At 37.2% G+C, this 15,369-nt stretch carries 11 protein-coding genes and 1 riboswitch; of the genes, 7 read left to right on the top strand and 4 right to left on the bottom strand.

Translation table 11 applies throughout. The annotated features are described in order from the left end of the window. Positions 1–11: 11 nt before the first annotated feature. From PLX19_RS11665 to PLX19_RS11680, 4 genes are all read right to left on the bottom strand, one after another. Positions 12–1,241, bottom strand: coding sequence for an aminopeptidase (locus PLX19_RS11665; RefSeq protein WP_272188772.1), 1,230 nt, complete (start codon positions 1,239–1,241; stop codon positions 12–14). A gap of 95 nt (positions 1,242–1,336) precedes the next feature. After that, entirely contained in the window at positions 1,337–2,428 is a 1,092-nt protein-coding gene (locus PLX19_RS11670; protein ID WP_272188773.1) for a polysaccharide deacetylase family protein, read from the bottom strand. 127 nt (positions 2,429–2,555) lie between these two features. Further along, positions 2,556–3,674 (bottom strand): polysaccharide deacetylase family protein, encoded by a 1,119-nt coding sequence (locus PLX19_RS11675; protein WP_272189012.1) that lies wholly within the window; start codon positions 3,672–3,674, stop codon positions 2,556–2,558. 504 nt (positions 3,675–4,178) lie between these two features. After that, a complete protein-coding gene (locus PLX19_RS11680) occupies positions 4,179–5,375 on the bottom strand; it encodes a NupC/NupG family nucleoside CNT transporter (RefSeq protein ID WP_272188774.1) in 1,197 nt (398 codons plus the stop codon). A gap of 175 nt (positions 5,376–5,550) precedes the next feature. Further along, positions 5,551–5,652, bottom strand: a riboswitch (purine riboswitch). A gap of 121 nt (positions 5,653–5,773) precedes the next feature. Here PLX19_RS11680 and rlmD point away from each other — a divergent pair. The 7 genes from rlmD (at position 5,774) to PLX19_RS11715 (ending at position 14,759) form a co-directional block, all read left to right on the top strand. After that, positions 5,774–7,150, top strand: a complete 1,377-nt coding sequence (rlmD, locus tag PLX19_RS11685) for a 23S rRNA (uracil(1939)-C(5))-methyltransferase RlmD (RefSeq protein ID WP_272188776.1) — start codon at positions 5,774–5,776, stop codon at positions 7,148–7,150. A gap of 126 nt (positions 7,151–7,276) precedes the next feature. Next, the gene (locus PLX19_RS11690; RefSeq protein WP_272189013.1) at positions 7,277–8,239 is read left to right on the top strand and encodes a tRNA dihydrouridine synthase; all 963 of its coding nucleotides are present in this window, start codon (positions 7,277–7,279) and stop codon (positions 8,237–8,239) included. Between the two features lie 403 nt (positions 8,240–8,642). After that, positions 8,643–9,155: a DUF1456 family protein gene (locus PLX19_RS11695; RefSeq protein WP_272188777.1), complete on the top strand. Its 513-nt coding sequence runs from the start codon at positions 8,643–8,645 to the stop codon at positions 9,153–9,155. A 149-nt stretch (positions 9,156–9,304) separates the two neighbouring features. After that, positions 9,305–10,012: a M48 family metallopeptidase gene (locus PLX19_RS11700; RefSeq protein WP_272188778.1), complete on the top strand. Its 708-nt coding sequence runs from the start codon at positions 9,305–9,307 to the stop codon at positions 10,010–10,012. A gap of 414 nt (positions 10,013–10,426) precedes the next feature. Continuing rightward, complete coding sequence (locus tag PLX19_RS11705; RefSeq protein ID WP_272188779.1) at positions 10,427–11,971, top strand: DHA2 family efflux MFS transporter permease subunit; 1,545 nt, start codon at positions 10,427–10,429, stop codon at positions 11,969–11,971. Positions 11,972–12,105: 134 nt separating this feature from the next. Continuing rightward, a complete protein-coding gene (locus PLX19_RS11710; RefSeq protein ID WP_272188780.1) occupies positions 12,106–12,975 on the top strand; it encodes an HD domain-containing protein in 870 nt (289 codons plus the stop codon). A 677-nt stretch (positions 12,976–13,652) separates the two neighbouring features. Then, positions 13,653–14,759, top strand: coding sequence for a M20 peptidase aminoacylase family protein (locus tag PLX19_RS11715; RefSeq protein ID WP_272188781.1), 1,107 nt, complete (start codon positions 13,653–13,655; stop codon positions 14,757–14,759). Positions 14,760–15,369 lie beyond the last annotated feature (610 nt).

Consider the following 15,369-nt stretch of genomic DNA (forward strand, 5'->3'; position numbering starts at 1 on the left):
CTTTATTCTTATTAAAGTGCCCAATTGCCCTTACGGAAGATTGGTTCATGAGTACCGTCTGCTGTAATACCATCAATATCTAGTTCGCCGGAGCCAATCATAAAGTCTACGTGTGTAATACTAGAGTTTGCACCGTTTTCTGCAAGTTCTTCTTTTGACATTGTTTTACCGCCGTCTAAGTTAAAAGCATAAGCATTACCGATTGCTAAATGGCAAGATGCATTTTCGTCAAATAATGTATTGTAGAACAAAATATTTGTATTCGAAATAGGTGAATCGTGCGGTACTAATGCAACTTCTCCTAAGAAGTGAGAACCTTCATCTGTTTCAACTAAGTGTTTTAATGTTTCTTCGCCAACTTCAGCTTTGTATTCTACAATGCGTCCGTTTTCAAATGTAAGTGTAAAGTTATCAATTACATTTCCAGCATACACTAATGGCTTTTTACTTGTCACATAGCCGTTTACGCCTGTTTTTAATGGCATTGTAAATACTTCTTCAGTTGGAATGTTTGCCATGAATGGTACATTCTTTTCGTTAACGCTGCCAGCACCAACCCATAAATGTTTTTCAGGAAGTTCGATTGTTAAATCTGTGCCTGGTCCTTTATAAGATAATGCTTTATAGTGTTTGTCGTTTAAATAGTGTACTTTCGTATGTAAGTTATCGTTATGTTCGTTCCACGCTTCAACTGGATTTTCTAAGTTCGCACGAGTAGCTTGGAAAATCGCATCCCATAATTTCGCTACTTGTTCTTCTTTCGGTACATCTGGGAATACTTTTGCTGCCCATTCTACAGTTGGAACAGAAATCACACACCAGCTTACTTTGTCAGCTTGCATATATTCACGAACTGTTTTCATCGCTTCCCCAGCTGCTCGGTTTGCGCTCGCAATACGCTTTGGATCCACACCTTTTAATAAATCTGGATTTTCTGCGTAAATAGACATAAATGCTGCGCCTTCTTTTGCTAGTTCTTCACGTGCACGTGCTTTCCAAGCAGGGAATTCAGAAAAGGCTTCTTCTGGTGCTAAATCAAATTTTAAGCGTGATAATTGCTCATCTACAAAGTCAACGTATACATGTTTTGCTCCAGATTCATAAGCTTTTTTTGTAACAAGACGAACGAACGGAGCAGCTTCAATTGGTGCGCCAATACTTAATGTTTGTCCAGGTTGAATATTTACTCCGATATTTACCGCAAGTGAAGCATATTTTTCTAAAGTTTGCTCAAATGACATATGTATTCTCCTTTGTTTAAATATTTCTTATATACATAATACAGGAAAATTCTGAAATTATAAATAGAACCCGATTGTAAGCGGGTTCTATTTTCTTATTTAATTGCTAACGCAAACTGTTCTACAGTTGTGTTGTTATGAATACGGACACGTTTCATGTGTAATAACTCATCTGCTTCACCTTTTGTAATGAATTGTCCAGGTTTCGTTGTTGTCGCAAATTGATAATATTTTTTCGTTTCTGCAACAACTTGATCATTTACATGGCCAAATGGATAAGCAATCGCAATAACAGGTTTTCCGGTAACTTTTTCAAGTTTCTCCTTCGAACCCCTTAGCTCAGCTTCATAGTTTGTGATTTTTGGTAAATCTGCATGTGTTGCTGTATGAGATTGAACAGAAAAAATGCCGGAGTTCACCATTTCTTTTATATCAGCTGTAGATAGAGAACCGTCTGTATCAATAGAATCAGTAATCATATACTCTGTTGCAGTTGGTTTAAATTTATCATCTTTTAGCTTTTGTAAAATATGAAAAGCGTTTAAATTGTTTTTCATCCCATCATCAAATGTAACGAAAATTGGCTTGTTTACCTTGTTGATGTCGTCCCAACGTTCAAATGTTAAAAGTGTATAGCCATTATCTTTTAAATACCTCATTTGCGCTTCAAAGTTGGCAGGGGAAACAAATAGGTCTTTAATACCGCTTCCTTCTTTATAATCATCAATCGCATGATACATGAGAATCGGTACATGCTGTTGAAAGACAATTGCTGATTTTGTGAGTGGGATTGTTTTTCCATCTTCTTTCACACCATTAGCTTCAATTTGATATTCCCCGCGCTTACCTTCAAATTCTTTCAAATCGAACGGTAAAGAAAAATGATTTTCTTTTTCTTTAGAAGAGAATGTTTTGACATTTTCTTTTCCGTCAGCGGTGCGCCAAATTTTGTATTGCACCTCTGTCAGGGAATCTTTTACATCTTTTATATAGATAACAGTGTTTGTTGACTCGTGTGTAATTGGATTCCACGAAATGGATCCTTGTGGCTGCACTTTCTCTTCTGCCTTCTTAGTGGTTTGCTGCTTGGAAGTTGCTGCTTCTTTTTTCGGTTCTGTTTGCGTTGTATTACTGCAGCCAGCGATGAACAGCGTAGAGAGTAGTATAGTAGAAATATATTTTTTCATAGTATAAGCATCCTTTAATCAAAGTATAAGAAGAGGCTGCTTTGTTAATAAAACAGCCTTACAATATATAAATTCATTTTTCCACATATCGGTCGCTGTTATGCGGCAGGAATTTGCATTTATATTATTAATTGCGCTCTCTTACCAATGCTGTAAATTCACCCATTGTTGTTTTAGGTCCGACAAAATGGCGTTTAATTAAATATTGCTCGTTCGGTGTACCTTTTGTCAGATGATTGCCATGATCTGTTGTTACAGCAAACTCATAATATTTTTTTGTTTCTGCAACAGCTTGATCGTTATAAGAACCTACTGGATACGCAAGAGCAATGATTTTTTTGCCAGTAAGATTTTGAATTTTCTCTTTTGAAACGCGTAATTCTTCATCATAATTGTTTGAAAAAGCCATCATCGCATGAGTAGATGTGTGCGATTGGATAGAGAAAATACCGGAATCTACCATCTGTTTAATCTCATCTTTTGAAAGACGATTTGGTGCATCAATATCATTGGCAACGAGAAACTCTGTCGCTGCTGGCTGGAATTTATCATCTTTTAAACCTTGTAAAATTCTAAGGGCATTCATATTATTTTTTCGTCCATCATCTAAGGTGATAAAGATAGGCTTATTGACACGATTTATATCATTCCAACGTTCAAAAGTCAGCAATGTATACCCATTATCTTTTAAATACTTCATATGTAATTCGAACTGTTCGGGCGGTACATACAACCCTAACTCGCCGTCACCTGGTCCAGAGTATTTTTCAATTGCATGATACATTAGAATTGGTACAGATTGTTGGAATGTAATTGTAGATTTCGCAAGAGGTACTTGTGTGCCATCTTCTTTTAATCCTGTTGTTTCAATTTGATATTCTCCGCGTTTCAAATTGAAAGATTTTAAGTGGAATGGGAAAGCAAAGTTATGATCTTTTTCATGTGATGAAAATGTCTGTTTGCTTTCAGGGCCATCAGCAGTGCGCCAAACGTGGTATTGTACTTCTTTAAACGCATCTTTTAAATTGTTCATATAGAGCACAGTGTTTTTTGCATCAGGTGCAAAAGGCTCCCATGTGATGTTCCCTTGTGTTAAAGGAACATCGACTGTTTTTGCTTCAACTTTTTTCGTTTCCTTTTGCTTCTCGGTAGCTGCATCTTTTTTCTGTGTATCACTAGTTACACTAGTGTTGCAGCCTACAAGAATAGTAGAAGAAAGTAAAGCCAATAGTGCATATTTCTTCATCATATCCATCCTTCTATTGTGTATTATATCCTTGTTAATCATATCACTCTCGAAAGGAGAGGGGAATATACTTTTTTGGATAATTACGACAAAGATACTGAATTTTCGCAACTAACAAGGAAGATATATATAAATATCAAAAAAAAACGATATAAAAACCCTTTTCTTTTTAGGGAAGGGCGAGAGCGTCTGGGCGCGCATAGGAACGCTCAGGGCCTTTTCCTGCCACGTGCAACGTTTAAAACAAAAAGGAGAGACCAAATATTTATCCCGCTATTCGTGGTCAGTTATTCCCCACCTCAAGATTGAGAGAGAATCGAAGAAGATAGGTGGGGGCTGATTAAAGTTTCACTTTATCGGGTCTCTTGCTTATTATTTCTTTGGTTTCATATAAGGGACGATTTGTGCAGTAGCCCCTACAGAAGCACCACGAATGAAACCTTGATTTTCTAAGGAAAATAAAAAAATAGCTTCCTATTTTTAAAATAGGAAGCTATCTGCTAGTTAAATGAATAATCCTGCGATTGTAGCAGATAAAATAGAAGCTAATGTTGAAGCACAAAGGAGTTTCCATCCAAAGCGTGATACAATGCGCCCTTGTTTTTCAGATAGAGCACGAATTGTACCTACGATTGCGCCGATTTGGCTAATGCTTGCAAAGCTAATTAAGAATACTGTAACAATCCCAACTGTCCGCGGAGATAATGTTGTCATGATTTTCTTTAAATCAAGAATCGCAACGAATTCGTTTAATGCGATCTTCGTTCCCATAATACCACCAGCAGAAATAACATCATGTGCTGGAATTCCCATTAAGAAAGCAAATGGTGAAAGAATGTAACCGAAGATTTGTTGTAGTGTAATTTTATAACCAATTGCACCTGAAGCAGAAGAAATTACGAAGTTTACAACTTCCATTACACCGATAAAAGCAATCATTAATGCCGCAACAATTCCGGCTACTTTTAAACCGTCTAAAGCACCGTTAATCATTGCATCGATTAAGCTGTTACCAAACATATTTTTATCGAACTTTTGGAGCTTTTCATCCTCTTGTGCTGTATCAACTGGTGTTAATAATGAACAAACGATAAGACTAGAGAATAAGTTTAGCGGTAAGGCTATTAATACGTATTTTGTATCTAACATCATTACATAAGATGCTGTGACAGAAGCTGATACAGAGCTCATTGCCGAACAGCAAATGATAAACATACGGTTTGCATTAAAATGCTGCAAATCATTTTTAATAACAAGTAACGCTTCACTTGATCCAAAGAAGACCGAGTTCACAGCGTGGAACGATTCCACACGCGGCAAACCTGTAATTTTTGAAATCGCACCGCCAACAACACGAACGATAAAAGGTAAAATGCCAAGATAACTAAAAATAGAAAGTAGTGCAGAGAAAAAGACGATAATTAATAATACATTGAAGAAAAAGACAAAATCTTTATGAATACCGTTAAATAAAAAGTCCACGCCTGTCGTACCAAGTTTAATTAATTTATTGAAGACTTGACCGATAAAAACGATGATTTGCTGACCAACCTTTGTTCCAAATACAAACCAACCAATTAAAATTTGGAAAACAAGCATAATAATAATAGCGCGAAAATTCACTTTTGCTCTGTTGTTAGAGAAAGCAAAACAAATTCCTAATACGGCAAGAATGCCGATAATACTCATTACATAGTGCACAAAATTTTCTCCTTTCAGATGTGTAAATAAATAGAAGAGTAAACCTTAAAGATTTTAAGTCATACGTATGATGTCTGACCTTTAAAATAGAAATAAAAAAAGACCCATACAGATCGACTTTCTTCTATGCGAGAAAGCTAATCAATATGAGTCTTTATATATAATAAAAAAGTTAATATTCATTAGTTTCCCCCATAGTCCAGCAATTTCCGGTTGCCAGGTAGAGACTCTCGATCCATATCATCAAGTATATATGAGGTAACACCATCCGTATGCAATTAGTAGTAGCGTAACATTAATAAAGAATTATCGTCAATAGATTTTTTCTTCCAATGGCTAAAGAGCGAGGGAATATGGTAAAATGTAACGCAGTGTTATGAAAAAAGAGAGGTCGGAAAATGAGTAATAAAATGACGCCACCAGTTGAAAAAAACGAGTTTATAGATGTAGTGTTTGAAGATTTAACACATGACGGCGCCGGTGTTGCGAAAGTGGAGGGCTATCCTATTTTCGTCAAAAACGGATTACCAGGTGAAGAAGCGCAAATTAAAATTATTAAAGTAAAAAAGAACTTTGCTTTTGGTCGTTTAATGAAGCTTCATAAAGAAAGTCCATATCGCAAAGACGCAGAATGCCCAGTATACAATCAGTGCGGCGGTTGTCAGCTTCAGCACCTAACATATGAAGGACAACTACAAGCAAAAGAAAAACAAGTACGTGACGTGATGCAGCGCATTGGCGGACTACATGATGTACCCGTTCACCCTGTACTTGGTATGGAAAACCCGTGGGTATATCGAAATAAAGCACAAGTACCAATTGGCGAACGTGAAGGCGGACTTGTCGCTGGCTTTTACCGCCAAGGAACGCATGACATCATTAATATGGAAACATGCTTAATCCAAGCAGAAGAAAACGATACATTAATTCAAGAAGTAAAACGCATTTGTGAAAAGCACGGCATAACAGCGTACAACGAAGAGCGCCACAAAGGAACACTTCGTCACGTTATGGCTCGCTACGGACAAGTAACAGGGGAAATTATGCTTGTCTTTATTACACGCACCGCAGAACTTCAAAACAAACAGGCAATCATCGACGAAATCACAGCGAAGTTCCCAAGTGTAAAATCGATCGTCCAAAACGTAAACAACAAACGGACAAACGTCATTTTCGGCAGCGCGACAACAGTCCTATACGGATCAGAATATATTTATGATTTTATCGGTGACATTAAATTTGCGATTTCAGCACGTTCTTTCTATCAAGTAAACCCAACACAAACGAAAGTGCTATATGACAAAGCACTCGAGTACGCAAAACTAGATGGAAACGAAACAGTCATCGACGCCTATTGCGGCATAGGAACAATCTCCTTATTCCTAGCGCAAAAAGCAAAAAAAGTATACGGTGTTGAAATCGTTCCAGAAGCAATCGAAGACGCAAACCGAAACGCAGAATTAAACAACATGACAAACGTTGAATTTGGCGTAGGAGAAGCAGAAGTAGTTATCCCAAACTGGTACAAACAAGGCATCATCGCCGACACAATCGTCGTCGATCCCCCTCGTAAAGGCTGCGATGAAGCACTATTAAACACAATCATCGACATGAAGCCAAAGCGTGTTGTATATGTATCATGTAGCCCAGCGACACTTGCTCGTGATTTGAAAGTGCTTGAAGAAGGCGGGTATAAGACGCAGGAGGTTCAGCCTGTGGATATGTTCCCGCATACTACGCATGTTGAGTGTGTGGCCTGGCTTAAGTTGGTATAATAAAAAAGCAGTTGATATAGAAAAAATCTATACCATCTGCTTTTTTGTTTATAAAATACCATTCAGGGCCAATTTTAGTTAAAATAAACATTGCTGATTTTTACAACGAGAGGATTTGAGTTTGAAATGATAGATAATTTTTGGCGTGATTTACCACGACCATTTTTTGTACTTGCACCAATGGAAGATGTGACAGATGTTGTTTTTCGTCACGTAGTAAGTGAAGCCGGTCGACCGGATGTATTTTTCACAGAGTTTACAAACTCGGATAGTTATTGTCATCCAGAGGGTATGAAAAGTGTGCGTGGCCGTTTGATTTTTACAGAAGATGAACAGCCGATAGTGGCACATATTTGGGGGGATAATCCCGAATATTTCCGTCAAATGAGTATTGGTATGGCAGATCTGGGATTTAAAGGAATCGATATTAATATGGGCTGCCCTGTACCGAATGTGGCATCGAGAGGAAAAGGTAGTGGCCTTATTCTGCGGCCAGACGTTGCGGCAGAACTAATTCAAGCAGCAAAAGCGGGCGGACTGCCTGTCAGCGTGAAAACACGACTTGGCTATAAGGATATAAATGAATGGGAGGAGTGGCTAACGCATATTTTAAAACAGGATATTGCGAACCTCTCTATTCATTTACGAACAAGAGAAGAAATGAGCCAAGTAGATGCGCATTGGGAGCTAATTCCGGAAATCAAAAAATTACGTGACCGTATCGCACCAAATACGCTACTAACAATTAATGGAGACATTCCTGACCGTCAAACTGGGCTGGAGCTTGCTGAAAAATATGGTATTGATGGCGTTATGATCGGGCGAGGTATTTTTAAAAATCCTTTTGCTTTTGAAAAAGAGCCAAAAGAGCATAGCAGTAAAGAATACCTTGATCTTTTAAGACTGCAGCTTGATCTTCAAGATCAATATGCGGAAGTACTGCCACGTTCAATCACAGGGCTTCATCGCTTTTTCAAGATTTATGTAAAAGGATTCCATGGAGCTGCTGAATTAAGAAATCAATTGATGAACACGAAATCAACAGATGAAGTGCGTGCATTGCTTGATGCCTTTGAGGAAGAATGTTAATGGTACGGGAAAGCCGTCTTTCGTAAAATAAGTTTGGAGCAAGAAACAGGCAGTGTTTTTGAGAAATCAAAGCACTGCTTTTTCTTTTAGTCAATGCTGCAGCAGAAAGATTTTTATGAGCGTACTTCCGGGTTTAACAAATATGGACCAGATCTACAGGTGCAATGCAAGAGATAAAAATGAATCAAAAATCATTTTAATCTTTCCTAAGGCTCAAGGTCTTCTTGGTATAACCTTCACAAGTATTAATTCGGATAAGACTATAAAACATGTCTTTAAAATGTTAAAGTATTAATTTAGCGGAAATTAGCTTGAAAGTTATATTAAACCAGATAATTTAAAACATATTAGAGGATACGCTTTGAATACTGGATAAATAATCAATATTTTAGGAGGACTAACAATGGCTATGAGCAATAATGATATATTAAAGAGGGTAAGATATGCTCTAGATATAAAAGATACAGATATGGTGGAAATATTTAATCTTGGGGGTATTGAAGTAAAGAAAGAAGAAGTAGTTGATATGCTTACAAAAGTAAAGAAAACTCCCCAACATGAAGCTGAAAATGATTATGTACTAACATGCGATAATGTGATGTTAGAATCATTTTTGAATGGCTTTATTATTTTTAAAAGAGGAAAACAAGATCCGAAACCAGGGCAACCGGCGGGACAAGCGGTACCTTTACAGAATAATGAGAGTGCCAATAACCTTCTTTTAAAAAAAATGAAAATAGCACTATCATTAACGAGTGAGGAAGTGCTTGATATATTAGATGGAGTGGGAGTTAAGGTAACAAAAGGAGAGTTAGGCGCTCTATTAAGAAAAAAAAGCCATAAGAATTACAAGGAGTGTGGTGATAGATACGCAAGGAATTTCTTAAAGGGATTAGCTGTTAAATATAGAGGATAAGGAATAAACATTGTAACTTCTTAACATTGCATGTGTATCCATGTTAAGAAAGTAGATGATGCAATGGATAGAGTAGGAAGTTTGTATCCTACTCTTATTTTTTAATACATCGTGCAAAAATAACATGAACGAATATTCTAGGTGATGAAATGATACATACATATTTAGGTGAGACAATTCATTTTCATATAACTTACAAGAAGAAAAAATCTGTACGTATTTATATAGATTCTTACGGAAATGTTGAAGTACAAGCGCCTAAAGGGACGCCTGTTGAATACATAGTCCAATTGCTAGAGGAGAAGTGGGGTTGGATTCTGAAAATACGCAAAGAAATGGATGAGAGAATGCTTGGACCACAGGAGAAGGCTTATGATCAAGGAGAGAGCTTTCTATATTTAGGGAACACATATCCGATACAAATCTCTCAAGATGCAAGTATCGGGCAAGACCATGCAGTGTTTGAAGGAGATAAGCTACATATATATGTGAAACAGCTTGAGGATGAGAAAATAAAAAAGGCCTTAAAACGATTTTATTATCAGCAGTGTAAAGCGTTAATAGAGAAGAGTATTAAATCTTATCAAAGCAACTTTAAAACAAAGCCGCGTTCAATCCGTATTTCAGATAGTAAGCGTACATGGGGAACCTGTGATTCAAAGTTGCAGTTAACATTTAATTGGAAGCTGGCAATGGCACCACCGAGGGTAATCGACTATGTAGTCGTTCATGAAATGTGCCATATGGTCCATCTAAATCATGATCGATCTTTTTGGCGCCTTGTTGGGAAGATAATGCCTGATTATGAGGAAATGGAAGACTGGTTAGCGTTATCAAGCTGGAAAATGACTGTTTAGTATTGATATCGTTGGAGCGATTACTATTGCACTACAGTTTTAGTTTATAATTGTTTCTTCTTTTATAACTGAACTCACAAACACTCCATGTATTGCCGCATACACTGTGGACATGTGGAGTTTGTAGCAACATTAGTACTCCAATAAGAAGAAGCCCACTTACCACAAGGAAGTGGGTTTCTTCTTAACATCTATATAAATTATAAATTAAATCCAATTAAAATAACCCTAGAAACAGTTCACTCACATAAAGTAAATTTCAAAACATACTTATAGTAAGTATCTGCATGCCAGTGCAAACGAAGTAGATTTTTGTCAGAAAAACACTTCCAAATTTTGTTGTTATTCAATGTGAAAGTGTTATTCTATTTGAGTGGATAGGATTGAAAAAATGGGGAATGAAGGGAGAGCATAATGGAAAATAACAAAAGAATGCCCTTTGTGATTGTAGCCATGGCATTAGGACTGTTTATGTCATCTCTGGATAACACCATTGTTTCAGCAAGCATTAGTCAAGTGATTAAAGATATTGGTGGGTTTGATAAAATGAGCTGGGTTTTCACGGCTTATATGCTTGCGGCAACAAGTACGATGCTCGTGTTTGGGAAAATGAGCGATTTATTTGGAAGGAAATTATTTTATTTAATTGGGATTAGTTTATTTTTAGTTGGGTCAGCATTATGTGGAACTGCTCAAAATATAGACCAGTTAATTGCGTATCGTGTTATTCAGGGGATAGGTTCAGGAGCTATTTTTCCGATTTCATTCACAATCATTTATTCAATTTCTACAGATCCTAAGCAAGCTGCGAAAATGTCTGGTGTGTTTGCTGGGATATTTGGTATATCCTCAGTTCTTGGACCGCAGATCGGTACTTGGATTTCCGAAGCATCCTGGTTAGGATGGAGATGGTGCTTTTACGTAAATGTACCTTTTGGCATTTTATCGATTATTACTTTGTTGTTTTCTTTACAGGAATCTAAGTCAGAACATAAACCAAAAGTGGATTATCTTGGAACGATTTTATTAATTGCTTCAACTGTTTTACTTCTTCTCGGTTTAGAGTGGGGTGGGAAGGATTATGCCTGGGACTCCGTTCAAATCATTGGAATGTTTAGTGCAGCTGCTATATCGATTGTGTTGTTTATATTAGTGGAAAGAAAGGCCAGTGAACCGATTTTACCTCTTTCCATTTTTAAAAATAAAATGGTGATTGGCACAAGTATTATTGTATTTTGTCAGGGAGCAATTATGTTCTCTGCGATTACGTATCTTCCTATTCTTTCAGTAGCTATTATTGGGAATGAAAATTCAAATAGTGTGTTAACACCAATGATGTTTCCAATTATGATTGGTGCGATTTTAGGTGGTTTCCTTTGTACGAAAGTCTCTTTCCGTACTATTATGGTCATTTCTATGGCATTTGGAATATTTGAAGCTTACATGCTCAGTACCATCACACATGATACATCAAAATTAACAGTAACACTTGTTATGATTACAATGGGGCTGATTGTTCTTGGCCCACTTATGAGTGTCGCGCAAAATGCTGTCGCTCAATCCGTCGATATGAAATATATGGGGATTGCATCATCGGTTGTGGGATTTTGGAGAAGTATTGGTGGTGTGATGGGAGCTGCCATTACAGCAACTATTGTGAACAATGATTTAAAAGAAAAGATGGTGGATTTTGCAGCATCTTCTAGAATACCGGCTGATCAAATTGAAAAATTAGCAAAACCAGAAATCTTGATGCAAAATCATGCGCAGCTCCCTCCTCAGCTAGTAGAATTCCTGAGAGGGGCGTTAGAAGCAGCATTGCACCGCGGCTTTATATTGGCAATAATAGCTGGTATCATCGGGCTTCTTGTTTCCTTATTTGTAGGTGGAGATCGTTATAAGGTTGAGCCAAAGGACAGTAAGGAAAAAGCTGGAGCAGGTGGATTTGTTAGAGGTTAATAAATAAATGAAAGATGCCCCTTTACGAAGGGGCACTTTTGTAAGTGGTTAGAGAAGCAAACACCGCTCGGAAGATTTTATTCTGAGCGGTGTTTATGTTATGAATAGAAATGAAGGAAAAGGAGATGAGGTACATGAGCAGGTTAGTTGAGAAAGCAATGCAGTTTGCTGCTATTAAGCACGAAGGCCAAATGCGTAAAGGTACTAACATTCCGTACATTATACATCCATTTGGAGTAGCACTTATCTTACAGAAAGCAAAACAGCGTGATGAAGTGATTGCTGCAGGGTTATTGCATGATACTTTAGAAGATACCAATACAACTGAGGCTGAGTTGTGTGAGAATTTTGGCGAAGAAGTTCTGAAGCTGGTTCAGGCGGCTTCAGAACCAGATAAATCATTGTCATGGGAAGAGCGAAAAAACCATACTATTCTATCTCTCCCACACCGTTCGAATGAAGAGATTACGTTAATCATCGCAGATAAATTACATAACTTACGCTCCATTCAAGAGGATGTAGAAAGAGAAGACGATCAAATATGGTCGCGTTTTAAGCGAGGGAAGCGTGACCAATCATGGTATTACATGAGTATTTTGCATGCTTTGGAAGAAAAAAAACGGGACATTTCAATTATTCAGATGTTCGAAAAAGAAACACAAAACTTATTTATTGGAAAAGAAACACTTATATTGAAGGACATCGATGTATTATTCAGCTGTGCATATGGCATTTATGAGTCACAAAAAGCGAAATTGCATGAAAGAGGCCTATTAAAATTTGCGAAGGAAGTTTCTATTGCTGGTGAGGAAATTTATCGTAGTGGAAATATGGAAATGATCAGTCCATTGGCAAATGATCTGCAAGAAAGAGGGGTTTCTTTTCAGTCCAATTCAGATGGGCTCATAATTATATTGGCCTATTTAACTGAACTAAAGCATCGAATGGGTTGGTCCGATGGATTAGTTTATCAGTATTATTTAAGAAACTGCTCGAAGTTATAGAGAGGGCGAGCATACAATGAAGAGTGGAGGGAGAAAATTATCAAGTTATCTCTACCTTTTTCTAAGAAGGGCGTCTCATTGAAAAAGGTGATACACTACAGACAGTAGCATCTCACCTTTTTTTCTATAATAAAGAATATAAGAAAATGCGCTATTGTTATTTTACTTCCCAAACCAAACCAAATACTCCCATCCAAAAAACTCCATATCATACCCACGATAACCCTCCGCCAGCAACCTTTGCTGCCCAGCAATATCACTCATAAGAAACTTTTCTACATTCACTCATTCCTTTTGTTTCTCACCCTGCAATTCTTTCACAAACACATATCGCAATCGATCGTTATACTGCTCCTTCAGCGCATTCTTATAGATCCGAATTGAAAATATGCTTTTTTCATTGGACACACTCCTTTCTTGTTTTGTATAAACAAAGTGCACCCCAATTGATAGACTGTGTCTAACAATTGGGGTGCACTTCTCTGCTTGAGATGGGGGTCTTCTCGCCAGATATAATAAATGCGTGAATAATTATGAATTATCAGTGTTTGTTTCTTGACATTTACAAGAATATTGAATATGTTTTTGGAAAACATGATTGTTATGAATAATAAGGTCGTTTAGCATTTTATACATCTTAAGAGAGTGACTGCGATGTGAGAAGGGAGAGCACAACAGTGAAAAAAGTAGATTTCCAGGATCGGTTAAGCGGAATTTTTCAACATTTACATGAGAATCCTGAAGTGAGCTGGAAAGAGTATAATACGACTGCCTATATTGCGAAATTCTTAGAGGGAGAAGGCATTTCCTATAAAACGTTTGATGATTGTCCTGGTGTAATCGCAGAAATGGGAAGCGGGGAACCCGTTGTCGCGGTTCGAGGTGATATGGACGCGTTATGGCAAGAAGTAGATGGAGAGTTTAAAGCAAATCATTCATGCGGTCATGATGCTCATATGACGATTGTGATGGGGCTCATTTTACAGTTAAAACAGGCGAATTGGCAGACAGGAACAGTTCGATTCATTTTCCAGCCGGCAGAAGAAAAGGGAAGCGGAGCCCTGAAAATGGTGGAGAAAGGCGTTGTGGATGACGTTGATTTCCTATTTGGCATTCACTTACGACCAATAGAGGAATTATCATTAAAGCAGGCAGCACCATCTATCCGTCACGGTGCAGCTGACTTTTTAGAAGCTCATATAGTTGGAACGGACGCTCACGGTGCACGACCACATCAAGGTACGAATGCAATTGATGTCGTTACGATGATTAATATGGGATTGAAAAATATATGGTTTTCGCCGCAATATTCTTATTCTGTTAAAATGACGCGATGCCAAGCAGGTGGTGAAAGTTTAAATATCATTCCTGGGAACGCTCATTTCGCTTTAGATGTAAGGGCAGAAAACAATGGATTGTTGGAAGATCTAAAGAAAAAGATAGAACAAGTGATTCAATCAGCTGAATCAATGGGTGTAAAGATTTCTTATGACTGGGTTGACTATGTACCTGGAGCAGTCGTATCAGAAGAAGCGGAACAGTTTCTTCGTAAGGGAATTCTGCAAACATATGGAGTAGAGGGCTGCACTCCACCGCTTCGTACAGCGGGAAGTGATGATTTTCATTATTATACGGTGAAAAAGCCTCATTTAAAAGCAGTTATGTTAGGATTAGGAGCGAATTTAAAGCCAGGATTACACCATCCTCACATGACATTTGAGCGATCTTGTATATTAGATGGCGTAGAAATCTTGAAGCAAACGGTATTGGAAGTTTTGAAATAGTATTGTTTTTATTTTTTACCTTTATGGTTTTAAGCGTGAGTGTGAATGAAAGCTGATTCTTCCTTAACTTGGGGGAAATCGGCTTTTTTCGGGTGAAGAGACTTAATTGTTAAGTATCTTGAGTGTAGCAGCTGATTTATATTTATCCAAAACGTAAATTTGCTTTTTATCCATACAAGTTCATCATTGTTTCTCTAGTTATAACAATACTAGTACTGGCCCTTAGCGTGTTTTTTTAAAAATAATGATAATACCTCTCTATGACCAAATAAACAAGGAAGAGAATTTAAATACATTTCAATATGTATTATTGCATATTAAAATGTGTTGATAAAAATGTAAGCGCTTACTATAATAAGAGTATAAAGATGAACAACATCTTAACAACAAAAAAGAGGAGGAAATAAAATGGCAATCGCAATGGCAGTTTTAAAATTCTTAGGTGGAATCCTTCCATTCGTACAAGAACTTTTAAAAGCAGTACTGTAGGTTCTTTATTAAGAACAGTCATTTATACAAATGATCTGTATAACAAAGATGAATTAAAGTGTAGATTAGAGGAGGAAATAAAATGGCAATCGCAATGGCAGTTTTAAAATTTATCGGCGGA

It is taken from the genome of Bacillus sp. BP-3, assembly GCF_028401955.1.
In the GTDB taxonomy this organism is placed as follows: Bacteria; Bacillota; Bacilli; order Bacillales; family Bacillaceae_G; genus Bacillus_A.

Coding starts and splice junctions, on each gene's coding strand:
- PLX19_RS11665 (WP_272188772.1), bottom strand. CDS start 1,241: ATGTCATTTGAGCAAACTTTAGAAAAATATGCTTCACTTGCGGTAAAT.
- PLX19_RS11690 (WP_272189013.1), top strand. CDS start 7,277: ATGATAGATAATTTTTGGCGTGATTTACCACGACCATTTTTTGTACTT.
- PLX19_RS11670 (WP_272188773.1), bottom strand. CDS start 2,428: ATGAAAAAATATATTTCTACTATACTACTCTCTACGCTGTTCATCGCT.
- rlmD (WP_272188776.1), top strand. CDS start 5,774: ATGAGTAATAAAATGACGCCACCAGTTGAAAAAAACGAGTTTATAGAT.
- PLX19_RS11675 (WP_272189012.1), bottom strand. CDS start 3,674: ATGAAGAAATATGCACTATTGGCTTTACTTTCTTCTACTATTCTTGTA.
- PLX19_RS11700 (WP_272188778.1), top strand. CDS start 9,305: ATGATACATACATATTTAGGTGAGACAATTCATTTTCATATAACTTAC.
- PLX19_RS11705 (WP_272188779.1), top strand. CDS start 10,427: ATGGAAAATAACAAAAGAATGCCCTTTGTGATTGTAGCCATGGCATTA.
- PLX19_RS11695 (WP_272188777.1), top strand. CDS start 8,643: ATGGCTATGAGCAATAATGATATATTAAAGAGGGTAAGATATGCTCTA.
- PLX19_RS11710 (WP_272188780.1), top strand. CDS start 12,106: ATGAGCAGGTTAGTTGAGAAAGCAATGCAGTTTGCTGCTATTAAGCAC.